This is a genomic window from Bifidobacterium sp. ESL0775, assembly GCF_029395475.1.
Classification (GTDB): Bacteria; Actinomycetota; Actinomycetes; order Actinomycetales; family Bifidobacteriaceae; genus Bifidobacterium.
Genome location: NZ_CP113917.1, coordinates 1,771,784 through 1,797,934, shown reverse-complemented (window position 1 = coordinate 1,797,934; position 26,151 = coordinate 1,771,784). Strand labels below are relative to the sequence as shown.

At 58.3% G+C, this 26,151-nt stretch carries 22 protein-coding genes, 1 tRNA gene and 2 pseudogenes; 14 read left to right on the top strand and 11 right to left on the bottom strand.

The window, feature by feature from the left end:
• Nucleotides 1-12 precede the first annotated feature (12 nt).
• Entirely contained in the window at nt 13-1,296 is a 1,284-nt protein-coding gene (locus OZX73_RS06910; protein ID WP_277148844.1) for a riboflavin kinase, read from the top strand.
• Nucleotides 1,297-1,474: 178 nt separating this feature from the next.
• Here OZX73_RS06910 and OZX73_RS06905 read toward each other — a convergent pair whose 3' ends face one another.
• From OZX73_RS06905 to radA, 7 genes are all read right to left on the bottom strand, one after another.
• A complete protein-coding gene (locus tag OZX73_RS06905) occupies nt 1,475-2,311 on the bottom strand; it encodes an amino acid ABC transporter ATP-binding protein (protein WP_277148842.1) in 837 nt (278 codons plus the stop codon).
• A gap of 60 nt (nt 2,312-2,371) precedes the next feature.
• Complete coding sequence (locus OZX73_RS06900; protein WP_277148840.1) at nt 2,372-3,229, bottom strand: amino acid ABC transporter permease; 858 nt, start codon at nt 3,227-3,229, stop codon at nt 2,372-2,374.
• A 131-nt stretch (nt 3,230-3,360) separates the two neighbouring features.
• A complete protein-coding gene (locus OZX73_RS06895; RefSeq protein WP_277148838.1) occupies nt 3,361-4,239 on the bottom strand; it encodes an ABC transporter substrate-binding protein in 879 nt (292 codons plus the stop codon).
• Between the two features lie 226 nt (nt 4,240-4,465).
• Nucleotides 4,466-5,854, bottom strand: a complete 1,389-nt coding sequence (locus tag OZX73_RS06890; protein ID WP_277148836.1) for an amidohydrolase family protein — start codon at nt 5,852-5,854, stop codon at nt 4,466-4,468.
• Between the two features lie 220 nt (nt 5,855-6,074).
• Nucleotides 6,075-7,787 carry an adenosylhomocysteinase gene (locus OZX73_RS06885; RefSeq protein ID WP_277148834.1) on the bottom strand — a complete coding sequence of 571 codons (1,713 nt, stop codon included), beginning with the start codon at nt 7,785-7,787 and terminating at the stop codon, nt 6,075-6,077.
• A gap of 9 nt (nt 7,788-7,796) precedes the next feature.
• Nucleotides 7,797-8,423: a cupin domain-containing protein gene (locus tag OZX73_RS06880; RefSeq protein WP_348519478.1), complete on the bottom strand. Its 627-nt coding sequence runs from the start codon at nt 8,421-8,423 to the stop codon at nt 7,797-7,799.
• Between the two features lie 153 nt (nt 8,424-8,576).
• On the bottom strand, nt 8,577-10,001 hold the full coding sequence (gene radA / locus OZX73_RS06875; RefSeq protein WP_277148829.1) for a DNA repair protein RadA: 1,425 nt from the start codon (nt 9,999-10,001) through the stop codon (nt 8,577-8,579).
• A 150-nt stretch (nt 10,002-10,151) separates the two neighbouring features.
• On the opposite strand from radA, the gene OZX73_RS06870 reads away from it, so the two are divergent.
• The 3 genes from OZX73_RS06870 to tpx all read left to right on the top strand — a co-directional run bounded on the left by OZX73_RS06870 (nt 10,152) and on the right by tpx (nt 11,812).
• Nucleotides 10,152-10,766, top strand: coding sequence for a hypothetical protein (locus OZX73_RS06870; protein ID WP_277148827.1), 615 nt, complete (start codon nt 10,152-10,154; stop codon nt 10,764-10,766).
• Between the two features lie 187 nt (nt 10,767-10,953).
• Complete coding sequence (locus OZX73_RS06865) at nt 10,954-11,043, top strand: AURKAIP1/COX24 domain-containing protein (RefSeq protein WP_004268639.1); 90 nt, start codon at nt 10,954-10,956, stop codon at nt 11,041-11,043.
• A 265-nt stretch (nt 11,044-11,308) separates the two neighbouring features.
• Nucleotides 11,309-11,812, top strand: a complete 504-nt coding sequence (gene tpx, locus OZX73_RS06860; RefSeq protein ID WP_277148825.1) for a thiol peroxidase — start codon at nt 11,309-11,311, stop codon at nt 11,810-11,812.
• Nucleotides 11,813-11,901: 89 nt separating this feature from the next.
• Here tpx and rpiA read toward each other — a convergent pair whose 3' ends face one another.
• From rpiA to pgm, 3 genes and pseudogenes are all read right to left on the bottom strand, one after another.
• A complete protein-coding gene (gene rpiA, locus OZX73_RS06855) occupies nt 11,902-12,600 on the bottom strand; it encodes a ribose-5-phosphate isomerase RpiA (protein ID WP_277148823.1) in 699 nt (232 codons plus the stop codon).
• A gap of 1,070 nt (nt 12,601-13,670) precedes the next feature.
• A pseudogene (locus tag OZX73_RS06850) lies at nt 13,671-14,279 on the bottom strand (ribonuclease H); the annotation flags it as partial.
• Between the two features lie 133 nt (nt 14,280-14,412).
• Nucleotides 14,413-16,089, bottom strand: coding sequence for a phosphoglucomutase (alpha-D-glucose-1,6-bisphosphate-dependent) (gene pgm, locus OZX73_RS06845; protein ID WP_277148821.1), 1,677 nt, complete (start codon nt 16,087-16,089; stop codon nt 14,413-14,415).
• A 389-nt stretch (nt 16,090-16,478) separates the two neighbouring features.
• Between pgm and OZX73_RS06840 the strand changes: the two genes are divergently transcribed.
• Both OZX73_RS06840 and OZX73_RS06835 read left to right on the top strand, forming a co-directional pair.
• Entirely contained in the window at nt 16,479-16,919 is a 441-nt protein-coding gene (locus tag OZX73_RS06840; protein WP_277148818.1) for a DUF3290 domain-containing protein, read from the top strand.
• Between the two features lie 9 nt (nt 16,920-16,928).
• Entirely contained in the window at nt 16,929-17,564 is a 636-nt protein-coding gene (locus OZX73_RS06835) for a DUF421 domain-containing protein (RefSeq protein ID WP_277148816.1), read from the top strand.
• Between the two features lie 158 nt (nt 17,565-17,722).
• Here the strand turns inward: OZX73_RS06835 and OZX73_RS06830 are convergent, their stop codons facing one another.
• Nucleotides 17,723-18,823, bottom strand: coding sequence for a diacylglycerol kinase family protein (locus tag OZX73_RS06830; RefSeq protein ID WP_277148814.1), 1,101 nt, complete (start codon nt 18,821-18,823; stop codon nt 17,723-17,725).
• A 422-nt stretch (nt 18,824-19,245) separates the two neighbouring features.
• Here OZX73_RS06830 and OZX73_RS06825 point away from each other — a divergent pair, with 422 nt between their 5' ends.
• The 8 genes and pseudogenes from OZX73_RS06825 to OZX73_RS08825 all read left to right on the top strand — a co-directional run.
• Nucleotides 19,246-20,604, top strand: a complete 1,359-nt coding sequence (locus OZX73_RS06825; protein WP_277148812.1) for an aromatic amino acid transport family protein — start codon at nt 19,246-19,248, stop codon at nt 20,602-20,604.
• 146 nt (nt 20,605-20,750) lie between these two features.
• Complete coding sequence (gene serS, locus OZX73_RS06820; protein ID WP_277148810.1) at nt 20,751-22,037, top strand: serine--tRNA ligase; 1,287 nt, start codon at nt 20,751-20,753, stop codon at nt 22,035-22,037.
• A 146-nt stretch (nt 22,038-22,183) separates the two neighbouring features.
• Nucleotides 22,184-22,268: transfer RNA gene (locus OZX73_RS06815), tRNA-Ser, on the top strand.
• 410 nt (nt 22,269-22,678) lie between these two features.
• Nucleotides 22,679-22,945 carry a type II toxin-antitoxin system RelB/DinJ family antitoxin gene (locus OZX73_RS06810; protein ID WP_277148808.1) on the top strand — a complete coding sequence of 89 codons (267 nt, stop codon included), beginning with the start codon at nt 22,679-22,681 and terminating at the stop codon, nt 22,943-22,945.
• Nucleotides 22,938-23,216, top strand: a complete 279-nt coding sequence (locus OZX73_RS06805) for a type II toxin-antitoxin system YafQ family toxin (protein WP_277148806.1) — start codon at nt 22,938-22,940, stop codon at nt 23,214-23,216. The genes OZX73_RS06810 and OZX73_RS06805 overlap by 8 nt, the downstream gene beginning before the upstream one ends.
• Before the next feature lie 335 nt (nt 23,217-23,551).
• Nucleotides 23,552-23,824 (top strand): hypothetical protein, encoded by a 273-nt coding sequence (locus OZX73_RS06800; protein ID WP_277148804.1) that lies wholly within the window; start codon nt 23,552-23,554, stop codon nt 23,822-23,824.
• A 128-nt stretch (nt 23,825-23,952) separates the two neighbouring features.
• Complete coding sequence (locus OZX73_RS06795; protein ID WP_277148802.1) at nt 23,953-24,633, top strand: hypothetical protein; 681 nt, start codon at nt 23,953-23,955, stop codon at nt 24,631-24,633.
• Nucleotides 24,634-24,899: 266 nt separating this feature from the next.
• A pseudogene (locus OZX73_RS08825) lies at nt 24,900-26,141 on the top strand (HAD-IC family P-type ATPase); the annotation flags it as partial.
• Between the last annotated feature and the right edge of the window lie 10 nt (nt 26,142-26,151).

Genomic DNA, 26,151 nt, shown 5'->3' with positions numbered 1-26,151 from the left:
CAAAGGATTTTGATGAAGATCACCAGGTTGACACCCGACGAAAACGGATTGGTGGATTGGCCCACCCTGAGCTCGCACAAGCGCGCGGTGATGACGATCGGCGTGTTCGACGGCATGCACAAGGGACATCAAGCCGTCATCAAGCGCGTCGTGGAACTGGCGAAGCAGACCGATTCTCTTGCCGTGGTGATGATTCTCGACCCGCGTCCGGCGCTCGCGCACACCTACGCCGACGAACATGACGACATGGATCTGCCCAAGGATTTCGTGGACACGCAGGCGCTGAGTTCCGTCGACCAGCGGATCCGCATGATGGGCGAGCTCGGCGTCGACCGTGTGCTCGTATTGCGCTATACGATGGCGTTCGCGGCTAAATCGTTCCGCTTCTTCTTGGGCCAGATGGTCGGCAAGCTCGGCATGCGTACGCTCGTGCTCGGGCAGGACGCGGCTTTGGGCGCGAACCGCAAGGGTGATATCAAAGCCATTCAGGAGCTTTGCGAAGCTACACGCGTCTTCGAGCTCGATGTGGTTGATGATTTGGGACCAGGCTATACGTGGGTTCCCATGCATTTCGAGCCGAAGATGCCGGAAGGCACCGGCGAGCCGCAAGACCCGCGGGAAGGCATGAACAAGGCCGAACTGCGCGCATGGACGAAGAAGAACAACTGCCGCAAGGTGCGAGTGTGGAGCTCGACCAACGTGCGCTTCCTGCTTTCGCGGGGCTGTGTGAAGGCCGCCGCCGAGATTCTGGGCCATGACCATGCCGTGGAAGGCGCGGTGGTGCACGGCGAGCAGCGCGGGCGCGAAATCGGATTCCCGACCGCGAACCTGGCGCAGGTGGTCGAAGGCTATGTGCCGGTCGACGGCGTGTACGCCGGTTGGCTGGTTGATTTGGGGCCGATTGATAATGGCGAGAACGTTGGAAAAGGTACTGATGGCGGCGATGCTGTGAAGACAAGTACCGGTAGCGAGGGCAACGCGACCAGTGGTGTCAATGCCGCTAATCTTGCCGCGCCCTCAGATGAGATGCGCATGGCGGCAGGCTCGCCGTGGCGTTGGCCGGCCGCGATTTCGATTGGTACCAAACCAACCTACAGCGACGAGACCGGCATCAACGAGCGTGTCATCGAGCCGTATTGCGTCACCAAAGATTGGCTGGAGCTTTACGACCATAAGGTGCGCGTCGAATTCACGCAGTTCCTGCGTGGCCAGGTCAAGTTCAAGGATACCGACGAATTGAAGGCGGCGCTGCAGGATTACGCCGACCAGACGTTAGAGATTACCGAAATGAAGTGAAACCTGACAATACGTGGTGAATTAGGTATTGATCTGGGATAGCCACGCTTATATCGAATAACAAAACGTCGTAATCATGTCGCGGTTTGATGGCTGATGTGAGTACGGCGTTTTATTGTTACTGGCGGTTTTGCGTTTCCGCGTGGATCCGCACAGCATTTTCTACTGCTTCTATTGCTTACACTTCGCGGAAATGGCTGAAGAATTCGCGGGTGGCAGGGTTCTGTGATTCCTCCATGACTTCTTTGGGTGTGCCATTCTCGGCGATGACGCCTTGCTGCAGCAGGACCACGCGGTCGGCGGCGTGATGGGCGAATTCCATCTCGTGCGTGGCCATCAGAATGGTGGTGCCGCGATCCTTAAGTTCGGTGACCATTTCCAGCACCTCGCCCACGAGCATCGGGTCGAGCGCGGAGGTGATCTCGTCGAGCAGGAGCAGCTCGGGGTCGGTCATCAGGGCGCGGGCGATGGCGACGCGTTGCTGCTGGCCGCCGGAAAGCTGGTCGGGGTAGGCTTTGGCCTTGTTGTCCATGCCGATGCGCTTCAAGAGCTCGTGTGCCTTTTCCTCGGCTTTTTCCTTGGGCCAGTGGTGCACCTTGATGGCGCCCAACGTCACGTTCTTGATGACGCTCATGTGCGGGAAAAGATTGAACTGCTGGAAGACCACGCCGATGCGTGCGCGGGACTTGTCCGCATTGACGCGCGGGTCGGTGATGTCGGTGCCGTTGAGCCAGATCTGCCCGTCGTCGACGCGTTCGAGCAGATTGATGCATTTCATCAGCGTTGATTTGCCGGAGCCGGAAGGGCCGAGCAGCGCCACGACTTCGTGCGGGTTGATGTTGAAGGAAATGCCTTTGAGCACTTGGTTTTCGACCTTGCCGTTGCGGTAGGTCTTTTTCACATTGTCGAGATGCAATACGGGTTTGACGGCATCGGTGGCTACATCCGTCTGCGTGCTCGGCGACTGGGTGTTCTGCGACAATGTATCTTGCGTCTGCGTGTTGGTCTCGCTCATTGGTGCCTGTCTTTCAGAATTCGACGCCGAAACGGATTGGTGGGTTGATGGTGGTTTTTCTCATACCACACCCATGCCCTGCTCACGGCCGCGCAGGCGCTTGGAATACCAGTCGTTCAGGAGGATGAAGGGCACGCTGGTGCAGATGAAGAGCACGCTGGCGACCACGTAAGGGGTGAAGTTGTAGGTCTGCGCCACGCTGATCTGCGCCGCGCGCACCGCGTCGACCGCGCCGAGCGTGGAGATCAGGCCCGCGTCCTTCTGCATGGAGATGAAGTCGTTCATCAGCGCCGGGGCGACGTTGCGCAGCGCCTGGGGAATGATGACCATGCGGATGGTCTGCCCGCTGGTAAGCCCTAGGGAGCGTGCTGAGGCGCGTTGCGAGGGGTGCACGTCCTGGAAGCCGGCACGCAGGACCTCGCCCACAAAAGCGGCGTAATCAAGGGTTATCGCGATGGTTCCGAGAACTGCGGAGGGGATGCGCCCGAAAATGTTGAGGCCGGGGATGCCAAAACCGATCAGATAGAGCAGTACGATCATCGGGATGCCACGCATGAACGTCGTATACAGCGTCGCCAGCGCGCGCAACGGGAACAGCAATGGCGAAGTGCTGATGCGGATCATCGCCAGCGCCGTGCCCAAAATCGCCACGCCCACGGTGGCGAAGAGCAGCACTTCAAGATTCAGCCACAGGCCTTTGAGCACCGCCGGGAACGACTGGACGAAGTACTTGCCCGAGAAGAACGATTCGCGCACATTTGGCCAGCCGGGGGAGACCTTGAGGCCGATCACGATGAGTGCGGCGAGAACGAGGGTGCTGACGATGCTGATGCCGACGGAACGGAGGTTCTGTTTGCGTAGGTAGCCTTCGCGCTCAAGCTCGACGGCGCTGATGTTCTGTGTTGCAGTCTGCGGCATTGATGACCAATCTTGTAAGAGAATGACGGCCTGACATGATGATTATAGTGTGACCCTTTAACCGCTGCGACATTGCTGTCTTGGCTGGTCAAAGGGTCACAAAGCAACGGAATCGCTAAGGTTCCTGGCACTCAGTTTTCGAGCATCGGAATGTCGGTGGTGTACTCCTTGAGCCACTCGTGCTGCAGCTTGGTGATGGTGCCGTCCTTCTGCAGGGCGTTGACGGCCTTGGTGACCGCCGGCGTGAGCTTCGAGCCCTTCGGCAGAACGATGCCCATGCCGTCCTTGTCCTCGGAGCCGGGGATCTGGCCGATGACCTTGGCGTTCTTGACCTGGCCGCTCTGCACCATGTAGACGGCGTCGGGGGTGTCGACCACGAGCGCGTCAATTTGGTTGCTGTCGAGCGCCTGGGCCAGGGCCGCGTTGTCGTTGAAGGTCTTGACGTCTTTCTTGATCTTGGAGACGGTGAAGTCGTAGCTGGTGGTGCCCACCATGGAGCCGATGGCACCGGACTTCAGGTCGGAAAGGGACTTGGTGTTGGCGTACTTGCCGTTTTTGAGGACGACGACGGCCTGCGTCTCGTTGTAGTAGCTGGGGGAGAAGTCGACGGCGTTCTTGCGTTCCGGGGTGATGGAGAACTGCTGGATGTTCATGTCCCAGTCCTTCTGCGCGCCCGGTGCGACGGCTTGGTCGAAGGTGGTGCGGGTCCACTTGACCTGCGACTTCTTGAAGCCCATCTTTTCGGCCACCGCGTAGGAGACCGCGGCCTCGTAGCCCTTGCCGGACTCGGGCTTGTCTTTGATGACCCATGGTTCGTAAGTGGGCTGGCCGGTGCCGATGGTGAGCGTTCCCGGCGTCATGGTCTGCTGGGTGATGTCGTTCGAATTGGCGGAGCTCGCGGTATTGCTGGACTTTCCGGAACCGCAGCCCGCGGCACCCACGGCCAGGGCGGCGACGCTCAGCGTGGCGGCGAGGGTGCGGACAAGGCGTTTGGACAATGGTGATGACATGATTGGTGACCTCTTGCTATTTGGGAAGTGAATACACATAAACCATACCGGCAAGTGCGAATGTGCTCTCGCGACAGGTTTGACGTTTGCATCATAGCATTTATCATCACTTTTAAATACGCAGACACACGTTTGGATGATTTGGATAATTGATAACGGGTTATTTGATATTCGAAAGGTGCGGTTTGTGGCCTTTGGACAGGGCTTCGTAGGATGTTCGTGCAAGTCAGAAGGCGTTGTCGTTATAGGTGAGTCTGCCGGAAATCACCGTCGCGCGGTTGCGGCCGGCGCCGTGGCGTACCAGCTCGTCCAGCGCGTGCTCGATTTCGCGCGGGGTGTGGGTTTCGGCTGGCATGTCGATGAAGGCGAGGTCGGCTAGCGCGCCGGCGTTGATCTGCCCGATGCGCTGGGCTCCGACGTGCATGCCCATCGATTCCGCCCCGCCCAGCGTCATCATGCGGATGATTCGGTGGCTTAGGTCATCCTTGGCATAACCCTGTTCGCGGGCGATGGCGTAAACCATCGCGGCCTCGTCGAAAAGGTCGAGGCTTGGGGAGCTGGAAAGCGAATCGGTGCCGATGGAAAGGATGTTGCCCTCGTCCATATAGCGGCGCACGGGCGCGGCCTTGCCGGTGTGAGTGATCTCGTTGGAACGCGGGCACAGGGCCACGGCAACCCCGCGCTGGCGCAGGATACGGCGGTCCTCGCGGTTGGCCCAGACGCCATGGGCGATATGTACATCGGGGCCAAGCGAGCCGAGGCTATCGACGAACTGGATGGCCGAGGCGCCTTTGCCGTGTTTCTTGAGCTCAAGGTAATTGGCCCAGCGCTCGTCGCTCCAGTCCTTGGCCGTGTAGGTGGTGAGGATCGCGGGATGCGAGCCGGCTTCCAGTGGCGTTTCGGCCAGATGGATGTGCAGGCGCATGTTGAGGCGGCGGGCGATGTCCGGCAGATCGATGAACGGCTCGGAATCCAGGGTATAGGGCGCGTGCGGACTGATGCCGATACTCGGCAGGTTCAGCGCCTCGAGCCGGGTGAGGCTTTCCCTGAGCGCCTTCTTGCCGTGGTCCTCCCAGTCCTTGTTGTGCCAGTTCATCACCTCCCAGTAGGCGATGCCGTGCAGGCCCTGCGCGGCCAGCGCCCCCGCCGCCTCGATGTCGGTGACGATGTCGGCGGCCGCCGTGGTGCCGCTTTCCACGAGCTGCCGCGCCCCGTCGAATGCCCATTGCCTCCATGGCTTGGTCTGCTTGGCCTGCGCATAGACCTTGTCGAACGCCAGTTCCCAGCCATGGAAATCCTTGTAGTGGCCTTGCCCGACGCTGGCCATACCGGTGTATTGCAAATGGGTGTGCGCGTTGACAAGGCCCGGCATCAGTATCCCGTTGAAGTGCCGTTCCACAACGTCGCTTGGATCGATGCCCTCCTCCTTGAGCTCGCCGAGCACCCAGCGCCGTGTGCCGACGTGCAGTACCCGTTCGCCGCGGATGGCCACCGCACCGTTAGGGATGACGGGAGCGGTCACGGGAATGACGAGTTTCGCCGAGTAGAGATAAACGGTTTGGTCGCCGGCATGGTCGTTAGCGGCAATGTCGTGGGAAGTGGGGGACGGGTTCATAAGTCGCTTTCGTTGCTTTGATACTGGAAATGATTATCTCATAGAAATTGTGGATGCATCGCCGATTGCGCGGACGTCCGAAAGCAAGGTATGTGCATCTTGCCGTGGAGTATTGATGGGTTATTATGCGGCAAAAACGGCTGTTGGAAATGAATGGTGGCAGGTTTTCGCCGTTCGTTCCGATTGCAATACTACATTGCGTTTTGCGGAGGACTTAGTATCAGTCCTGCATTGCGTCGAAACGGGTGGTCTTCCAGCTGTAACCATTGTCGGCGACCGCGTGGCTTGCCTGGTAGCCACGGACCTGCAAGGCGATGCCGGCGATTTCGCGGTCGGTGGCGGCATCGAGACGGATGACCTCGTTCGGCAGGTTTCCTTGGTTTTTGATGAGGTGGGCGACCGCGCTCAGCTGGACGGCGAAGCTCAGATCCATGATTTCGATGGGATTGCCTCCGCCGGCAGTGTAGTTGACGCCGTCGCCTTGCGCGAGCAGCGTGAGTTCCGGCCCGTCGGGGACGCGGATGGTGGTGACGTCGCGTCCGGGCTGGCGGTGGAACGAGGGGATATCGTCCAGAGCGATCTCGTCGGCAATGCCGCCGACGACGGTGAGCATGGCGTTCGGTTTCATCAAACGCAGGTGCTCAAGCGCAAGTGTGTGCCGCACGCCGGTGGCGGAGACGGCCATATCGGTTTCGGGCAGGGCCTCATCGATATCGGCAGCGGGGAAGCCTTCGAATACCGCCTTGAGACAGGCGACCGGATCGATGTCGCAGACGGTGACGTGTGCGCCGAGCGCCCGCACGCGCAACGCGAAGCCGCGCCCGACCGGTCCAAAGCCGATGACGGTGACGTTCCTGCCCGCGAACCATTGCGCGCCAAGGAGTTCCTGGATAGTGGTCACGCAGGTCTCGCCGGTGCCATGGGCGTTGTCGAAGTCGGTTTTCAGCGCGCTGTCGTTGACGGCGACGACGGGGTAGGGCAGTGCGTCGTCGTCCTGCATGGCTTGGAAGGCGCGGACGCCGCTGGTCGTCTCCTCGGCCACACCGATGAGGTTTTCGACGATTTCCGGGCGCTCGCGGGCGGCGAGACGGGCGAAACTGGCCCCGTCGTCGATGATGATGTTGGGATTGAGCGTGTCCAGGAGCCGCAGTGCCCCGTCATGGTATTGCTCAGAAGTCCAGTCGTTTTTGGCCTCTACGGCAATGCCTTCGGCGCGTAACTGCTCGGCGACGCGCTCGTCCACGCCGCCGGGCTCACAACACACGCCAACTTGAGCTCTAGCCGCCTTGAGCTCACGCAGCAGCACGGCGGTTTTGGGTTCGAGAATCAGGCAGGTTGCTATGCGGGCGTCGCTGAAATCAATGGGTGAGGCATTCATGACGGTTTCCGGCTGCTGATTGTTGGCTTCGTTTGTCGTGCCATGTTTGGCGTATGTATTACATTCGTTATGGTTTGCCGAACCGCGTCCGGTAAGTCTTTTCATCAGTTCACGGGTGACGGGCATGTGCGCCTGCGCGTAGTCCATCGCTTCCAGTCCGCTAGCCTGTCGCATATCGGGAATCGCTGGGGTTCCGGCATTCAAGAGGTTGCTGTCTTGCGTGTCAGCGTTGTCGGATTCAGGAATGTAGCGGTAAACGAATGGCTTGCTGTTTATGGAATTATCGGCAATTGGTAAATCGGAATCCACATTTGAACGCTGTGAAGGTGCTGCTGAATCGCCCTTTGTGTCTTTAGAAACAGCCGATGAATCCGATTCGATGACATTCATTCCCCAAGCTTCGGCCTGATTGCGGAGCCGGGTGTTGCTTTCGGCGTTGTTGCTGCCGGCCTCGTCAACAAGCAAACTGGCTCCAGCTAATGATTGATTGGTGTATTGCGAAAACGTGTGTGCCCACGAAGCGAAATCCCGATAGGAATGGTTGGAATAGTCCATTGTTCTGCCCTACTCAAGTGTGAAACCATCGAAGGTGAAACCGGGACTCACCACGCAGGAAACCAACGCGTCGCCTTTGCCGGGAACAGTGCGTTGCCAGCAGCCTTCAGGGATGACCACTTGGCCGATAGGTGCCGCTGCGGATGCTATGCCGTCGTTTGTTGAACCGGCTGAGGCGATGCCTTGTCCGAGCGTGTAGAGCGTGCGGCCGGACTCCTCGGCCGGGGCGTCACCGTAGCCGCCCAGCTCAAGGCCGACGGTGGCAGGTCCGTGCCAGAGCCAGATCTCGGTGGCGTCCACCTTGTGCCAGGCGCTTGCGTCGCCTTCCGCAAGCAGGAAGTAGATCAGCGAAGCTAGTGGTCGACCCTCCGTAGCCTTCATCGATTTCAAATCCGCTTCCGTTGCCGCGTATGCGTTATCTGGATCCGCCGGTGTGGTGGTGATGCCGGTAGCGTCGGAATCTGCTGACGTGACGGTAGCGCTGACGCCACGCTGTACGTCCTCGTGTTCCGCAGCCTGTCGCGTCGCCATCCCCGCTGCGGCCTGCAGGCTCAGCCAGGTCTGCCGGTACCATCCGCCTTCGGGGTGCGCCTCAAGATTCAGCGCCTTGATCACATGCTGCGCGTACTCGCTCATATCCTCATATGCGACGCTCATTATGCTGCCCTTCATTATTGCGTGGGTGAGGCTCTTTTGAGGCGCTCACTCGTAAATGTGGTTCGATTTCGATTCAGTATGAAAATGTTATCAATTTGCCTGTTGCGATGAAATGGAAAGATGGTTGATTCGTTATCTTCCTTTGGAGACGCCTAGCGCATCCAGTGCGTCGCGCAGGGACGAGACCTCTACGATTTCCAGGCCCTTGACGGCTTTGATGCCGCGACGGCCGCGATGGGTGGGAACTACGGCGCGGGTGAAGCCCAGTCTTGCGGCTTCGTTCAAGCGATGGGAAAGCTGGGGAACGGGACGTACTTGGCCGGTGAGGCTAATCTCGCCCATGGCGCAAGTGGTGCGGGCGATGGGTTTGCTGGTGGCGGCGCTTGCCAGTGCGGCGACGATGGCGAGATCGCAGGCTGGCTCCTTGGCCAAACCGCCGGCGATGGTCGAAACGTAAAGATCGTTGGCCAGTAGGTTCACGCGGCCGTGACGGTACAAGACCGCCGAGAGCATGGCGAGACGATTGGAATCAATGCCGTTTGTATTACGCCTAGGTGTCGGCAAAACGGATTTCGTGACCAGCGCCTGCACTTCGATCGGCAGGCTGCGGTGGCCGTCAAGCGTGAACGTAACACAAGTGCCTTCGACCGGTGCGTCCTCGGTGGAAAGGAATAGGCCGGAAGGATCGCTGACCTCTTCAATACCGTCGCCGCTCATGTCGAAGCAGCCCACTTCGTCGGTGGGCCCGAAGCGGTTCTTGGCAGCGTGCAGCAGGCGCAGCGCGGTCTGGGAATCGCCCTCGAACTGGCAGACCACATCCACCAGATGTTCGAGCGTGCGCGGGCCGGCGATGGAGCCGTCCTTGGTGACATGGCCGACCAGCATCACTGGAATGTCAAGCGTTTTGGCGGTGTCGATCAGGGCGCTGGCTACCTCACGCACCTGCGTGGAGCCGCCTGAGATGCCATCGACGTCTTGGGAGACGATGGTTTGCGCAGAATCCACGATGGCGAGGCTCGGCTTCTCTTGCTCGATCAGGCCGAGCACGGTGGCGAGGTCGGTGGTCGAGGCCAGCAGCAGATTGCTTTCCAGCGCGTTGATGCGGGAGGCGCGCATACGCACCTGCGCCTGCGATTCCTCGCCGGATATATAAAGGACTGATTTCTTGGGATAATTTCGTGCCACGTTGCCGGCGGTCTCGAGCAGCAGCGTCGACTTGCCGATGCCCGGTTCGCCTGCGACCAGAACGACCGAACCCGGCACGATGCCACCGCCCAGCACGCGGTCGAACTCGCCGAAGCCGGTGGGGATCCTCTTGACGCTGTCGGTCGAGATTTCGGTGATCGGCCTGGCTGCGGCGCTGCCGGCCATGACGGCGGAACTGGCCTGCGTGCGTGAGGTGCGTCCGGGCGCTGCGGTGCGCGATGCGGCGGCGGGCCGTGCCTCATGGAACTCCTCGATGGTGCCCCACGCGCCGCATTCGGGGCAACGCCCGTACCATTTCACGCCGTTCCAGCCGCACTCCGAGCAAACGTACTGTGTCGCAATCTTTGCCATGATGCTGACGCTAGCCAATTTCGCCGACAAGAGCAAGTGCAGGCGATGATATCACCTTGAAATTCAAGTTGATATTTCGCTCAAGGTTCAGGGAGCAACAGGGCTGATGGCGGCGAACCAGCGTCACCCCGCTGTGAAATAATTGCGACTATGTCGAGCGAACAGAAATCTTCTTCCCATGGAAAGCTGATCGCTGTCGTGGTCGCGGCCGCGGTGGTGATCGCACTTGCCCTGCTTTCGGCGTTTGTATGGCCGGGCTGGGCGATGAACAAGGGAGGGAATGGTGAGCAGAAGCAACAGGTCGCTGCCAGCAAGCCCGCGCCCACCGCACCAAGCATCAAGGCCAAGGATCTGCCGCAAGACGCTTCGCCGCTTTTAAAGGCGATGCCCGATAGCGTGCTGAATTTTGCCCGCACAGAGGCTGCTCCCAGCGCCAACTGGACTTCGGCCACGCCGTTGGAGGAGTACACGCTCACCTATTCGACGGGTGATTTGCCCAAGGACGTCACGCTCGTGGTGGCGCAATGGTCAGGTAGCGATAGTGCGAAGGCTCAGTACGACTCGCTCAGCGGAGCGCTCAAAGGCACGGATCTGGCCAGTGGTGATGTCAAGGTCTCCGGTAACGCCACTGGGAAATATGTGGTGAAGGTCACGGATACGAAGAGCAAGGCGGCGACGGCGGTCTGGCAGAACGATACCGTGGTGTTCCAGGCCACCGGTCCCAAGGACTCGATCCAACGGTTCTATTCGAAGTTCCCGCTCTGAAAACACGCAAACGGCCTGATGGGTGTGTTCATGTCAGTAAGTGGTCTTGAATTGGCGGAATCAATCTGTTTTGTTGGTATGATTTCCTGTTGATTGGCAAAAATCAGGATACATGGCGTTTTAAGTCGGCAAGAGCGAGTAATATAGGTCAAGTTGCAAACTTACAGTCAAGGATTGGAGGCTTCAGATGGGTTCCGTCATCAAGAAGCGCCGCAAGCGGATGAGCAAGAAGAAGCACCGCAAACTGCTGCGTAAGACTCGTCATCAGCGCAAGTAGTATCAGCTTTTTACAAGGCTCGGGGTCGTTTGGCTCCGGGCTTTTTGTTTTGTCGTTGGCTTGTTTTGGCTTGGGTCGGGAGAAGAAGCGTCATACGTCTGCCTCCTTAAGGTCAAACCTCGCTTATACGCAAATACGTTGGTTTATGGCCTCAGACTGCGGCTGTAAACTCAATATGTTGGCCTGCTGCGCCATTGCGCGTGATGTAACTGTCACGTAGCGTAAACCGTTGGCATATCCGACCGTTTCATGGCACCATGGGGTCATGGCACAAATTACTTTGGGTGGTGCGCCCACTCGCACCGTAGGAAATCTCCCCGCCGTCGGCTCCAAAGCCCCGGCTTTCTCTCTCGCTGACGGCGATCTCAACGATTTCGGCCTCGACAAGTTCGCCGGCCACAAGGTGATTTTGAACATCTTCCCCTCGCTCGACACGGACGTCTGCTCGATGTCGGTGCGCAAGTTCAACACGATGGCGCAGGATCTGGACAATGTCACCGTCATCTGCATTTCCAAGGATCTGCCGTTCGCCCAGGCCCGTTTCTGTGGCGCCGAAGGCATCAAGAACGTCGTCACCGGTTCCGCCTTCCGTTCCTCGTTCGGCGAGGATTACGGCGTGACCATCGCCGACGGCGGCATGCGTGGCCTGCTTTCGCGCGCGGTCGTCGTGGTTGACGCTGACGGTAACGTTGCGTACACCCAGCAGGTTCCCGAGATTCACGACGAGCCCGATTACGATGCTGCCCGCAAGGCGGTCGAAGCGCTGTAATAAGCAATACAAAAAAGGCACGCATTGCGGATTGAGCAATTGCGTGCCTTTTGGTTTATCGGCCGAAGTCAGCCGATGTTTTATCGAACTCAGTTTTCGGAAACGGTCAGAATACGCGGGCCGTTGGGGTTGCCGACGATGACCTTGTCCACGCGGTTGAGGAAGAGGCCATGCTCCACCACGCCGACCGTGTTGATGAGGTCTTCGGCGAGATCCTGCGGGTGATCGATGCGCTCAAGGTGCAGGTCGACGACGTAGTTGTTCTCGTCGGTGCGCACGTCGGTGCCGTCGGCGTTCTTGCGCAGGACCGGCTTGTAGCCCTTGGCCTCGAACTTCTTGATGACATGTCCGGCGCCGAAGGGGATGACCTCGACGGGCAGCGGGAACTTGCCGATGGTGTCGACCACCTTGGACTCGTCGACGATCCAGATGTTGTAGTTGGAGTTCTCGTTGACGATCTTCTCCCAGAGCAGAGCCGCGCCGCCGCCCTTGATGCCGTTGAAGTTTTTGTCCACTTCGTCCGCGCCGTCGATGGTGAGGTCGATGTGGTCCACGTCATCGATGTCGACGATCTTGATACCGTAGCCCTCGGCCTGCTTGGCGGTGCGGCGGGAGGTCGTCACGCCGGTGAACTTGAGGCCTTCCTCTTGGGTGCGGCGGCCGAGCTCATCGACCAGGAAGCGTACGGTCGAACCGGTGCCGAGGCCCGCGATCATGCCGTCTTTGATGAACTTTGCGCCCTCGATGCCGGCCGCCTTCTTCAGCGCGTCTTGCTCTTGCTTATCCATTGATACTCCTTTTAAAGGCTTTGCTCCGTCATGTAGTGACGAGCGTCACTTTCCATAGTATCGGTGTTCCGATACTTTTCCTGTTGTTCGGGTTTTGTTCGTTTCTGTCACTTTTTGTTGGTGTTGTTGGCGATGAGGAATGGTGCATTGTCGAGCACGATGGTGCCGTCTCCGGCCACATACCCGTCGATGGCGATGACCCCGCGGATATGGCGCGGCCGGCCGTTGTAGGTCGGGCTGGTCTGCGGGGCGGGGAAGAAGCGCAATGTCCCATTCACGCTCAGACCACTGTTGAGATAGGGCGGCGCCTGATCCTCCTTTGGGGCCGACTTCGCGTCCTGCGTGGCAACGACATTTTCCGTGTCTTGGTCGGTATTGTCGTCGTTATTGGCTTCGTCAGATTCGTCGGTATCAGCATCGTTGTCATCGGGTTGGCCGGCATTATCGGATTCATCGACATCATCGAAATTGTCCTCATCGCCGTCAAAATCGTCGTTGTCGTCGGATTTTGAAGATTCGTTTGCCTTGGTTGGTTCGCTCGGTTCGTTGGTACCGGCGACGTCATGGTTTGTCGAAGGCTCGCCTGCTTCGGCCAGAGATGGCTTCTTTGGCTGTGAAAGTACGCCTGATTCGTTTGTCTCGTCTGGTTTATCGGATCCATTCGCCTTGTTGTCGGTAACCGGCAATTGTGTCTCGGTGGCGGTTTTGTCGCTTTTGTAGGCGGGAATGGTGACATCGTCGCCTACCGGCGATGCGCTGAAATCAGGGTTGGAACGCACAGTGCGTCCGATGCCGTGGGGCTGCCCTTCATTGTCATTGTCCTCGTGATGATTGTTTCCGTCGGACCACTCGTCGTTCTCGGCCGCGCGATGATGCGCGACTATCGGCTTGCGAGGACCGAAATCATATTCAGGCACGCCCTCCGGTTCCGCGAGTCGTTCAGCCAGCGTTGGTTTGTGGCCGTTTTGCCCTGCAGCGTGATCAGTGGCGTTTCCGGAGTTTGCCGACGGGTTTTCAATATCTTCGGAATTGTTCCAATCATCATCGTCACTGCCGGCGGACTCCGCTCCGCGACCAAGATGGTATTGTTCTGCAGTGATTTTGCCATCGATGAGCATTTTGGCGTCGGCGGGGATATCCACGCCTTTGGCGTACGGCGAGACGAGCAGCGACTGCCAGCCTTCCAGCGGCAGATAGCCGTCCTTGACCCCACTGCGTGCGTCGCCGGAGTAGGTGTGGGCGAGGTCGTCGACCTTCTCGTTGCCGGGATTGCCGTTGTGCCCCTTGACCCAGACGAATTTTACTGGTCCCTCGCGTCGGCCGATTTCGGCGTCAATGGCCTTGATCAGCGGCGCGTTCTTCACCGGTTTTTTTTGCGAGTTCTTCCAGCCGTTCTTCTTCCAACCCTTGACCCAGGTAGTCGAGCAATTGATGGCGTACTGCGAGTCGGTTTCGATGGTCAGCGGTTCCGGCCCGCGATGCGCCCTCAGCGCCTCGAGAACCGCGCACAGCTCGCCGATCTGATTGGTGCCGTTGGTGGCGCCGCCCGCGTCGCTGTCTCCGTCGTGCTGATGCCCGTCTGTGCGTGCTGCGTTCGCCGCGTGATCCGCCCAAGCCCAACCCATGGGGCCGTTGGGATTGCCGAGTGCGCTGCCGTCCGTAGAAACCGTAATAGTCATAGTCCCAAGCCTACGTTTTGCCGGCGAAATCGGGACACATAACGCGCAGGTCGGTAGATAGGTTTTTCGAAATGGCGGAAATCCGCCATTCTTATTTTCCTATCTACCGACTTGTGCGATGTCCTATGACGAATTATTCGCCGAGCGCCTTGTCGACCACGTCCGTGGCCTCGGAAAGCACCTGGTCGAGTGCCTCGGGTGAGACGAACGACTCGGCGTAGATCTTGTAGATGTTCTCGGTGCCGGAGGGGCGGGCGGCGAACCAGTTGTTCTTCGTGGTCACCTTGATGCCGCCGATGGGCGCGTCGTTGCCGGGCGCGCGGGTGAGCTTGGCGGTGATGTCCTCGTCGGCCAGCGTCGTGGCGGAAACGGATTCGGGGGTCAAGCCCGCGAACTTCTGCTTCTGCTCGAGCGTGGTCGGCGTATCGACGCGCTTGTACCAGCTTTCGCCGAACTTGGCGACCTGCTCCTGATGAAGCTGGGCCGGGTTCTTGCCGGTTTTCGCGGTGATTTCCGCGGCGAGCAGGTCAGGGATGATGCCGTCCTTGTCGGTGGTCCACACACGGCCGTTGCGACGCAGGAAGCTCATGCCGGAGCTCTCTTCGCCGCCGAACGCGACCTTGCCGGTGAACAGCGGGTCGACGAACCACTTGAAGCCGACCGGCACCTCGACCAACGGTGCGCCGATGGAAGCGGCCACGCGGTCGATCAGCGAGGACGAGACCAGCGTCTTGCCCACGCCGGTGCCCTTGGGCCAGCCCGGACGTGCGCCGCCGAAGAGGTAGGCGATGCACACGGCGAGGTAGTGGTTCGGGTTCATCACGCCCCAGTCGGGGCAGACGATGCCGTGGCGGTCGGCGTCGGGATCGGTGCCGCCGACGAGGTCGTACTTGCTCCACGCGCCCGCGTTGAGTTCGTCAACGAGGCCCTTCATTGCGTACTGCGAGCTCGGATCCATGCGGATCTTGCCATCATGGTCGATGGTCATGAACCGCCAAGTCGGATCTACGTCTGGGCGGACCAGGCCGATATTGAGGCCGTACTTTTCGTTGATCAGCGGCCAGTAATTGACCGAAGCGCCGCCGAGCGGGTCGATGCCCAGGCGCACGCCCGAGGAACGGATGAGATCGAAGTCGATGACGTTGCCGAGGTCGGAAACGTAGTGGTCGCGGTAATCGAAGCGCTCGACCAGCGGCGACTTGATGGCCTCGTCGTAGGGCACGCGCTTGACGTCGCGGAACGAGCCGAGCAGCTCGTTGGCGCGGTTGGCGATGGCCTCGGTCGCTTCGGCCGGAGCCGGCCCGCCGGTGACCGGATCGTACTTGAAACCGCCGTCGGTGGGCGGGTTGTGCGAAGGGGTCACGACGATGCCATCGGCAAGGCCGTCACCTTCGAAGCGCTGCGAGCCATCGGCGGCGCGGTTGTGGGTGAGAATCGCGTGCGAGATGACCGGGGTGGGCACGAAATCGTCGCGTGAATCGATACGCACGGTAACGCCGTTGGCGACGAGCACCTCGATGGCCGTTTTCATCGCTGGGCCGGAAAGCGCGTGGGTGTCGCGCCCTAGATAGAGAGGCCCGGTCACGCCGGCTTTCTTGCGGTATTCGGCGATGGCTTGCGAAATCGCGACGATATGCGCCTCGTTGAACGAGGTCTTGAGCGACGAACCACGGTGTCCGGAGGTGCCGAAAGAGACGCGTTGCGCTGGATCGGCGGGATCTGGGATGGCGTCATAGTACTGTCCGATGACCTCGTTGACGTCGATGAGGTCGGCTTGTGTGGCGGGTTTGCCCGCATTGTTTGCAACCATAGTTCCATTGTGCCACAGTTGCCGGGCGAAAGCGCGAGGTTTGTGCGCTATCACAACCAATCGCACACAGCCGTTGTGCAGTCAGTTGACAGATTGGTGGCGGTAAACGGATTCTGATTCCTTGTGGCGTCCAATTTCCGTCATTAATTCATAGATTGATGCCTTAGATTTCCATACCATTGTGTGCTGTGTCGTGATTGGCAATAATAGCGTCGAAAATGCGAAGCTAGATGGAGGGGTATTGTTAAACGGTTTGGTGCCCATGGCGGTCAATTGGCTGGGTAATGTCATATAAATTCTTCTCTCAGCCCGAAAAACCCGCTACGTATCGCTCCAAACCTACGATGAAACGGAGAAATCACCTGTCAACCTACGTTTGAGGCGTCTCCATGACATTTTACGGCATCAATTACCTGCAAAGCCAGCATGGCATCAACCAGGTCATCCGTTTCACCATCATCATCGTGCTGTGCGTGGCGTTGGTCGCGTTCTTCGTGTTGTACCTGCGGCACCGGCTCAAGACGAAATACCGGGACTTGGGCATCATCGCGCTGCTATTGGTCGTTGTGATGCTGGGCAGCGGCTATTCGCAGTTCCAGCAAAGCGAGACGGCCAGCGCGAAAAGCGAGCAGATGGTCAGTTTCGTGCAGCACGTCGCCAAGGAGCGGCACGTCTCCGAAGATGATGTGTTGGTCAATTCGAAGTACCTGAACCAGGACGTGATCGTCAAAATCGGCAAAAAGTATTACACGGTGAACCTCAACACGGACTACACCGCATACAAGCTCACCGAAACCCACATGCTCACCGACGTCAAGATAGAAAAGTAAGGAACCGCAATGCTTATCAGCACCACACTTATCATCAAGCTCGTCGTGGGCATCGTCTTCCTCATCGTCCACATCAACCTCTTCGGCAAATCCAACCTCGCGCCCACCAGCGCCATGGACCAGATCCAGAACTACGTGCTCGGCGCCATCATCGGCGGCGTGATCTACAACGAGCAGATCACCGTGCTCCAGTTCGTTTTCGTGCTGGTCACATGGATGCTGCTGTGCATGATCATCAAGTTCGCCAAGGAAAACAGCCGGTTCTTCAAGAAACTCATCGACGGCAGCCCGGTCATGCTCATCTCGCACGGCAAGGTCGATGTCGCCACCTGCATGCGCAAGGGCGTCTCCGCCAGCGACCTCATGCTCAAGCTGCGCGCACAGGGTGTCTACGAGATTTCCAAGGTTCTGAAGGCCTACTTCGAGCAGAACGGCCAGTTGACCGTCATCTGCTACGGCGACGAGACGTTGCGTCTGCCGCTGATCGTCGACGGTCAGGTCGACACCGACGTGCTCGAGGCCATCGGCCATGACAAGGAATGGCTCGAGGGCGAGGTCAAGAAACAGGGCTACGAAGGCACCAACGGCGTGTATATCGGGGAATATGTCTCGAAGAAGCTGGAACTGACTGGTTATGCGAAGTGAAGTAGAAGCTATTCCGGTTCGACGATTTCGAAATAGACGTATCTGTTCGGTTTCCGATTCGACATGAAGGCAGGCATTGCAACGATGTCTGCCTTCATTGTTGAGTGGCTGAGTTTAAAGAGGAATCCGATTACGAGGCATAATGCCTGCGTTGCGCGTTATTGTTCGAGTTCCGCCTTGGCCGGAACGCGCACGCGCAACGACTTTTGCTCGACGCTGAAGCGGATGTGGCTGGTGGAGCCGAGCATGTCGCCGTCGACCTGGGCCAGCGCCGGCTTTTCGAGCCTGATCTCGGCGCTGACGCCTTGGATCTGGTCCATGGTGGAATTGGTGGAAAGCGGGCTTTGCTGCGCCTTGCCGGTAATGGTTTGATGCATGACATCGCCGAAGAGGTTCATCCAGCCCAAGATGCCGCCGGAAGTGTCGATGATCTCGAAATCGAGCAAGCCGTCGTCGAACGAGGCGTCAGGCATCAGCGAGAACACCGGAATCTGGCCGCAATTGCCGGCCATGAAGGTGCGGAAATGCACCTCCCCGACGGTGTGCGAGCTGCCGTCGGCGCTGGTGATGGTGACGGCCCCACGGTATTTCGGTGCGAACAGGTGCTTCATGCCACCGGAGAAATAGGCGAGCCAACTGATGCTTTTCTTGAGCTGCGGATCGGTGTCGCTGATCATGTCGGCGTCGAAGCCGATGCCGGCGATAATCAGGAAAGCGTGGGCGTGGTCGTCTTCGGGCCGGTCAAGCAGGGCCATGCGCCCCATGTCGACCATCCGCTCGCCGTGCGAGGTCGCGATGGTCAGGGCCGCGGTGATGTCGTCGACGGGAATGCCCATGTTACGTGCGAAAAGATTGCCGGTGCCGATGGGAATGATGCCCAAGGTGTGGCCTGTGCCGCTCACCGCGCTCGCCACGGTGCGCACGGTGCCGTCGCCACCAACCGCCACCAGGACGTCGGCACCGCGTCCAAGCGCCTCAAGTGCGCAAACGCGTCCGTCGCGTTTAAGCGTCGTCTCGATGAACTCGATGTCGGTAATCCTGTGGTCTTTGCAGAATTCCTCGATATGCAGTCGTGCCCGCGCGGCCTGTGGTTTGGAAGGGTTGATGATGAAGGCGTAACGGACTTGGTCATCGTCGCGTTCGTTGAGCTTCTGCACCCTGCGCCAGCGCTTCCAGGCGCGCCATATCAACGCTGCGGCGACGGCGAGAACGCATGCCGCGACCACGGCGATGATGATGTAAAGCACAGTCCTAGGCATGGCTCTATTGTGACGCGCCTCACTGACGTTGCGCCCAAAGCTGTAACAAAAATGAACGAACCCTACACGCCCCCGTCTCAAAATATGTCATGATATTTGTCTTTTTTCGACATCCGCCATTATCGTTGGAGCCATGTTCGATTTGGGAAATGAGTTTGGCACCACAGCAAACGCCGTGTGCCGCTCCTTGATTGCCCAAAACATGAGCATTTTCGCTTCGACCAGCCGATCGCATTCGTCGTCGGTCGTCGTAAGCGGCGATATTTCGGATTGATTCGTCGGATTTAAGTAGACACTCGAATATCGCATATCGCAACGGCATGATCTGCCCGGTAAACTGTGATGTTTTGCCTCTTATTGGGCAGTGACCCATCGGAGCGAATTTTCAAAAATCCAACAAACATGAGGGAAAGTGGATTGCCATGACGAGAGCAGAAGAACAACCGGTGAAACGACGAGCGGACGGCGCACAAGTCGGCGAATCGACTGAGGCGCAGACCGACAAGGATGGCAAAGCGTACGCGCTGAAGTGGCACGGACAGGACGTGCGTTGGATGCTGAGCCTATTCGGCACGGCCATCGGCGCGGGCGTCCTGTTCCTGCCCATCGACGCGGGCGGTGCGGGCATCATCGGCATCGTGCTCATGTTGCTCGTGGCCTACCCGCTGGCCTATTTCGCGCACCGGGCGATGTGCCGGTTCGTGCTTTCGGCCAAGAACCCCGGCGACGACATCACTGACGTCGTCGAGCAGCATTTCGGCTTTGGTTTCGGCATGGCCTTCACCATCATCTATTTCGTCGAGGTTCTGGTCATTCTTCTGATGTATTCCGTCTCCATCACCAACACCGCGCAAAGCTTCATCGTCAACCAGCTGCACATGTCCACGCCGCCTCGTTGGCTGCTTTCCCTCGTAATCGTCGCGGTGCTCATCCTCATCATGACCTGCGGCACCCGCGCCGTCACCCGCGTGATGAGCTGGCTGACCTGGCCGGTCATCGCCGTTCTGGTGATTTTCGCGCTCTACCTCATCCCGCGCTGGAACCCCTCCATGCTCACCAGCTTCCCCAGAAACGCTTCCGGCGCGTTCGATTTCGGCACGCTCGCGCTCGATTTGTGGCTTCTGGTTCCCGTCATCGTGCTCACCTTCGACCACTCCGCCATCGTCTCCTCATTCTCCGTGAACGTCCGCAAACGCTATGGCAGGTATTCCGACGAGAAGATCGGCAAGATCCTCAAACTCGGCGAGCCCATGATGGTCACCGTCGTGCTCTTCTTCGTGTTGAGCAGCGACCTTGCGCTGACGCCCGGCGACTTGGTGAAGGCCAAGGCGCAGAACGTCTCCATCCTGAGCTATCTCGCTAACGTGCTCAATACGCCGGCCATCTCCTGGGTCGCCTCCATCACCGCGTTCGTCTGCATCTTCAAGGCGTTCCTTGGCCATTACCTTGGGGTTGAAGAGGGCCTTGGCGGCATCATCCGCAAGATAACGCATGCCAGAGGCGTGGTGGTCGAGCGCAAGAAGCTCAACGTCGTCGTCAACATCCTGATGTTCCTTGCCTGCTGGTTTGTCGCCTGGGCCAACCCATCCGCCATCGGCATGATCGAGACCATGGCCGGACCGCTGATCGCCTTCGTGCTCCTGCTGCTGCCGATGTACGGCGTCCACAAGGTGCCGGCGCTCAAGAAGTACTCCCACAAGATCAGCAACGTCTTCATCGTGGTCGTCGGTGTGGTCGCGGTCAGCGCGATTTTCTACAACATCGTCGAGTTATTCATGTGATTCGTGGTGCCAGGCGTTATCAAAAATTGATAGTAACACTGTTATTAACTGATAACGCTAATCAATAGGTAATGAAGTCAAAACCTCACCTACGGAAGGGCCGCAAACCCGCCGTAGGTGTCCTTTTACACAAGTAGGCTTGAAGTATGCTAGATATCCAATTTATCCGTGAACATCCCGACGTTGTGCGCGAATCCCAGCGCAAGCGCGGCGAATCCGTAGAACTCGTCGACGAGGTCTTGAAGCAGGACGAGACCCGTCGTTCCGCGCTCAAATCGTACGAGGAGGCGCGTGCCAGCCAGAAGGCCATGGGCAAGAAGGTCGCCTCCGCGGCGCCCGACGAGAAGGCCGCGCTGATTGCGCAGACCAAGGACCTCGCCAACAAGGTCGCCGAATACAAGAAGACTTCGGACGATGCCGCCGAGGCTTACACCAAGGCCATGTGGCAGTTCTCCAACGTCGTCGAGCCCGAGGCTCCCGAAGGCGGCGAGGACGATTACGTGGTGGTGCAGAAGGTCGGCACGCCGCGTGATTTCAAGGCCGAGGGCTTCGAGCCCAAGGACCATCTGACGCTGGGTGTCGGCGTGGCCGGCATCGACATGCGCCGTGGCGTCAAGGTCTCCGGCTCGCGCTTCTATTTCCTGCGCGGCGCCGTCGCCCGCATGCAGATCGCCATGCTCACTATGGCCGTTGACCAAGCCGAGGAGAACGGCTTCACGCTCGCCATCACGCCGACACTGGTGCGCCCCGAGGTCATGGCTGGAACCGGTTTCCTGAACTCACACGCCGATGAGATCTACCGCCTGCGTGAGCCTGATGACCAGTACCTGGTGGGTACTTCCGAAGTGGCGCTTGCCGGCATGCATGAGAACGAGATCCTGGATCTTGGCAACGGCCCGCTGAAGTACTGCGGCTGGTCGAGCTGCTACCGTCGCGAGGCCGGTGCTGCCGGTAAGGACACCTCCGGCATCATCCGCGTCCACCAGTTCGACAAGGTGGAGATGTTCGTCTACTGCAAGCAGGAGGAATCCCGTGAGATGCACAAGCAGCTGCTCGGCATGGAGGAGCAGATGCTGGCTAAGGTCGAGGTGCCTTACCGCACCATCGACACCGCCGCTGGTGACCTCGGTTCCTCCGCCGCGCGCAAATTCGACAACGAGGCTTGGGTGCCGTCTCAGGGCCGTTACCGCGAGCTCACGTCCACCTCCAACTGCACCGAGTACCAGGCGCGCCGCCTCAACATCCGCGAGCGCACCGAGGACGGCTCCACCCGTCCGGTTTCCACGTTGAACGGCACACTGGCCACCACGCGTTGGCTTGTCGCCATTCTCGAGAACCATCAGCAGAAGGACGGCTCCATCGAGATCCCGAAGGCCATGCGCCCCTACATGGGCGGCCGCGAGGTCATCGAGCCCACCAAGTGGGAGGCGTGAGGCTGAGCTTTCATTGCTACGGTTGTTTGTTTAATGGCTGTAGCAGTGACTCGTCTAACGACTCGTACGACGATGCGCCTGCTGTCTGCGGGCGGTTGTTATAATTTCATTCGTTGCGTTTGCGGTGCAAGCCGTTAATGCAACATGGACAGGTGTCTGAGCGGCCGAAAGAGACGGTCTTGAAAACCGTTGAGGAGCAATCCTCCGCGAGTTCGAATCTCGCCCTGTCCGCATTATAAAATAGGTTCCGGATACTAGGTCTATCCGGAGCCTATTTTCTTTATCGAAAAGCCAGTGACGGCAACGATTTCGGTGTTATGCGCGTTCATCTGCAGTAACTGTATATATCCTCGTCGATATACTTCTATAGCTTTCTCTAACGGGGCGAAATGCGGGGCGAGAAAATTGCGTTCATTGAGCTTGCCCCTCTTCTCGGCAATTGGGTGATTTCGCAGGAAAATGTAATATGCCAATCTGGGCTTGTAACCGTATGGCTCCTGTTTGTGGGAGTTTTTGTAGTGAGCTGTCCTACCTGTGTGCAGGCAAGTTAAGCTGAGTTCTTTTAAGGAAGTGGGTAGTCATAGTAATAACTTGAAAGGTAACGTAAACAAGAGTAAATTTAACTTAAAAAGGAGTAAATCATGCAAGTCTCAGCAGCACGTACGCGTATCCAAATCAGTACTAAAAAGACGCTTAAGGAACAGGCGGAGGCGCTTTTCGATTCGTTGGGAATCGATTTGGGAACGGCGGTCAATCTCTTTTTGGCGCAGTCGGTGAAGGATGGGGGTTTGCCGTTCCGTCCTACCTCGATTTCCCCGTTCGAGAACGCCGTGCTTGAAGCAGCGCGCGAGAAGCCGGTCTATGTGGGAAGCATGGATGAGATGAAGGACATCATTGACAATGTTTGAAGTGGCTTATGAACCGGCGTTTCTGCGTGACGTCCGTAAGCTCAAACGTAAACATTACGATATGGGTAAACTCAATCGGGCCTTGGACGTGCTGCAGGCTCAGGACAAGGAAGTGCTGAGAACCCGGTATCGCGATCACGCTTTGAAAGGTAACCTCAAATCGTTCCGTGAGTTGCACGTCGAGGGAGATTGGCTGCTTGTCTATCAAATCGTCAACAAGACGCTCACACTTACTCTCACCCGCACCGGCAGCCACGATGATGTGCTGTGAATGTGGTTGATACGGGCGATGAAACAATTGACGATGTCCCGGTCTGAGACATGGGAGCCGGTGACATGCGGTCGGGAAGAGTTATAAGAGGCTACCTTCCTGCAGGCTCGTCGATCGGGAATGTATGGTGGCAATGATGTGAACCACTGTCTTGCTTGCACGCCTGCATTCGACAAGGATTCGAATCGCTACATTGCGATCGGCATCGATGGCAGAGGACGATATGTCGAGCTGGTCGTCATTCGCAAGGCGGGTGGCCTGTGGCTGGTCATACATGCGCAGACACCGCCGCGACAAGACATCAAACGAAGACTAGGCTTTGGAAGGAGCAGATAATGAGCGATGAGGAACTGTACAGGCTTTTCGGAACGACTGAGGATGATGTGAATCGTGCGGTCGACAAGGTGGAAGCCGGTGATTATTCTGATTTTGATTTTTCGCAAGTCATGCAGGGACGGCCCATGGAGAAGGAGCGCATGGAGACGGTTTCAGCGCCGGTGGCGGAGTCCCGTGTGAAGGCAATGAACCGCGTGACCAAAGGACAGGGCATCTCTCGTAGTGAATTCATCCGTCGTGCCATCGATCGCGAGCTTATGGCATCGTCGTGAGCAAACGTGATGAGGAATTGCTCGAGTAGTTTGGTATAACCGAGAAGAAGATCGAGCAAAATGCTGAACGGGCGGAATCAGAGATGTTTGACGATGGGTTAGGCGGACGAGTCTACTAGATTTGCATCTTGACTATGGCGATGGGCAGATTTGGTTTTGACTTTCTGATAATTACGAAAGGACTTTCGGCTATCAAAATGGCAATAACCGACGTGGTGTTTGGGCTCGATGGGGTGCTCGTTGAATGGGACGGGCGGAGGCCGATTACCGAGCAATACCCTGAAGGCATTGCCGATATGATGTTTGACCCGTGCGACGAGTGGGGGATGGAGTTTTACCTGGCGATGCTCGAAAGCGGGTGGAGCGAGGAACGGGTGCTCGCCTCCTACGAGAAGCACCACGGGCCGGCCATCGCTTGGGTGCTCAAAATGTACCTTGACCACGAAGAGGACGGGTTCGTCGGGATGATGCTAGGAATGGCGGAGTTGCTGAGCGAGCTCGACAAGGCTGGCGTAAAGCTTTGGGGATTGGACAATACCACTACGAAACATGTTCGTCTGGCGCAGAGCCAGTTCCCTGAGCTTTCGAAATTACGGGATTTTCGGGCTTCTTCCGTTGGCCGTCTACGTCTGCCTGATCCGGTATTCGTCCGTGGTGCCATTCGTGATTTCGGTATTGATCCGGAAAGTGCGTTATTCGTATATAAAGATGCACGAATCGTTAAATCCTTGTCTGGCATGGGGTTGAATGCTGTGGTGTTCAAAGGTGCCGATAGCCTGCGCAAAAGTTTGCGGTCGACCTGTGCGTGATGTAAAGCCAAATTTTCCTAAAGCCATATTTCAGTCTGTAATGCAATAGTTTATCGGCAAATAGTCTAATCTGAACGTTTATGAACCAAACGGTTCGAAACTATGCGTAACTGTTTCGTCAAAGCCTGCGATTGCGGTTCTCGGCTGAATGTAGAGACCCCTGTGAAAGAATAAGGACGTTCATGCACATAACCGCGCAGCCGATGCGATTGGATATCTGAATCCATCGTCCGGTTGACTACTCCGCGGCTAACGAGGGGAACACCATGGTTGGTCCTTCGACTGATCACATCCAGCAGCCTGCCTCAAGCACGGAGCTTGACGGCCAAGGCGAATCCAATAATCCGCAGCAGGTTCTTGACGGCGACCCGTCGCTCAAAACCTCCGATGACGTCGCTAAAGCGCTTGACGTCAATCCCGAAACCGGTTTGAGTTCGGAAGAAGCCGAACGCCGTCTCGAACGCTTCGGTACAAACAAGCTCAAGGCCGCACCGCCGGTGCCGAAATGGAAGAAATTCCTTGAGCAGTTTAAGGATCCGCTGGTCTACTTGCTTTTGGCGGCCACGGTTATTTCGGTGATTGCGTGGGGCGTCGAGAAAGCGATGCCGCATCCGGGAGCCGAAGGCGGGGAAGCGCTGCCGTTCGACGCCATCGTCATCGTGCTCATCCTTATCGTCAACGCCGTCATCGGTTACGTTCAGGACGCGCGCGCCCAGCAGGCGGTCGAGGCGCTCGCCAAGATGACTGCTCCGCAATCCACGGTGCTTCGTGACGGGCAGGTGCAGCACATCGACACCACGCAACTGGTTCCCGGTGATGTCCTTGTGCTTGGCGAGGGCGACGCGGTAGGTGCCGATGCCAGATTGGTCTTTTCGGCCTCCCTGCGTGCGGCCGAAGCCAGCTTGACCGGCGAATCGGTGCCCGTGGCCAAACAGGCTGGAAAACTTGACGAGGCCAAGGCACTCGGCGACCGCACCAACATGGTCTTCAATGGCACCGCCATCACGCAGGGCGCCGGGCGTGCCGTGGTCACCGCCACCGGCATGGACACGCAGGTCGGCAAGATCGCCGACATGCTTTCCGCCTCGGACGAGGGCAAGACGCCGCTGGAAAACGAGATGGACAACGTCTCGAAGATTCTCGGGCTTGCGGTTTGCGCCATCGCCGTTGTGGTCATCATCGCGCTCGCCGTGATGGAAGGCTTCCACAGCGCGCAGGACGTCATCGACTCGCTGCTGCTTGCGGTTTCGCTCGCCGTCGCCGCTGTGCCCGAAGGGCTGGCCGCCATCATGACGGTGGTGCTGGCGCTCGGCGTGCAGCGCATGGCCAAGCACCATGCCATCGTCAAGAAGCTTTCATCGGTTGAGACTCTAGGTTCCGCTTCGGTCATCTGCTCGGATAAGACGGGCACGCTGACACGCAACGAGATGACCGTGGAACTGGTGGTCACGCCCAGTGGCGAGGTCAAGATTACCGGCACGGGCTATGCGCCGGTCGGTGAGATTGTTGGTGTTTCGA

Bases quoted from the DNA above. Each gene is read 5' to 3' on its own strand.
- OZX73_RS06830 (WP_277148814.1), bottom strand. From the start codon at position 18,823: ATGCCTAGGACTGTGCTTTACATCATCATCGCCGTGGTCGCGGCATGC.
- radA (WP_277148829.1), bottom strand. From the start codon at position 10,001: ATGGCAAAGATTGCGACACAGTACGTTTGCTCGGAGTGCGGCTGGAAC.
- OZX73_RS06890 (WP_277148836.1), bottom strand. From the start codon at position 5,854: ATGAACCCGTCCCCCACTTCCCACGACATTGCCGCTAACGACCATGCC.
- pgm (WP_277148821.1), bottom strand. From the start codon at position 16,089: ATGGTTGCAAACAATGCGGGCAAACCCGCCACACAAGCCGACCTCATC.
- OZX73_RS06905 (WP_277148842.1), bottom strand. From the start codon at position 2,311: ATGAGCGAGACCAACACGCAGACGCAAGATACATTGTCGCAGAACACC.
- OZX73_RS06825 (WP_277148812.1), top strand. From the start codon at position 19,246: ATGACGAGAGCAGAAGAACAACCGGTGAAACGACGAGCGGACGGCGCA.
- OZX73_RS06895 (WP_277148838.1), bottom strand. From the start codon at position 4,239: ATGTCATCACCATTGTCCAAACGCCTTGTCCGCACCCTCGCCGCCACG.
- OZX73_RS06810 (WP_277148808.1), top strand. From the start codon at position 22,679: ATGCAAGTCTCAGCAGCACGTACGCGTATCCAAATCAGTACTAAAAAG.
- serS (WP_277148810.1), top strand. From the start codon at position 20,751: ATGCTAGATATCCAATTTATCCGTGAACATCCCGACGTTGTGCGCGAA.
- tpx (WP_277148825.1), top strand. From the start codon at position 11,309: ATGGCACAAATTACTTTGGGTGGTGCGCCCACTCGCACCGTAGGAAAT.
- OZX73_RS06880 (WP_348519478.1), bottom strand. From the start codon at position 8,423: ATGAGCGAGTACGCGCAGCATGTGATCAAGGCGCTGAATCTTGAGGCG.
- OZX73_RS06840 (WP_277148818.1), top strand. From the start codon at position 16,479: ATGACATTTTACGGCATCAATTACCTGCAAAGCCAGCATGGCATCAAC.
- OZX73_RS06910 (WP_277148844.1), top strand. From the start codon at position 13: ATGAAGATCACCAGGTTGACACCCGACGAAAACGGATTGGTGGATTGG.
- OZX73_RS06885 (WP_277148834.1), bottom strand. From the start codon at position 7,787: ATGGACTATTCCAACCATTCCTATCGGGATTTCGCTTCGTGGGCACAC.
- OZX73_RS06800 (WP_277148804.1), top strand. From the start codon at position 23,552: ATGAGCGATGAGGAACTGTACAGGCTTTTCGGAACGACTGAGGATGAT.
- OZX73_RS06870 (WP_277148827.1), top strand. From the start codon at position 10,152: ATGTCGAGCGAACAGAAATCTTCTTCCCATGGAAAGCTGATCGCTGTC.
- OZX73_RS06835 (WP_277148816.1), top strand. From the start codon at position 16,929: ATGCTTATCAGCACCACACTTATCATCAAGCTCGTCGTGGGCATCGTC.
- OZX73_RS06900 (WP_277148840.1), bottom strand. From the start codon at position 3,229: ATGCCGCAGACTGCAACACAGAACATCAGCGCCGTCGAGCTTGAGCGC.
- OZX73_RS06865 (WP_004268639.1), top strand. From the start codon at position 10,954: ATGGGTTCCGTCATCAAGAAGCGCCGCAAGCGGATGAGCAAGAAGAAG.
- OZX73_RS06805 (WP_277148806.1), top strand. From the start codon at position 22,938: ATGTTTGAAGTGGCTTATGAACCGGCGTTTCTGCGTGACGTCCGTAAG.
- rpiA (WP_277148823.1), bottom strand. From the start codon at position 12,600: ATGGATAAGCAAGAGCAAGACGCGCTGAAGAAGGCGGCCGGCATCGAG.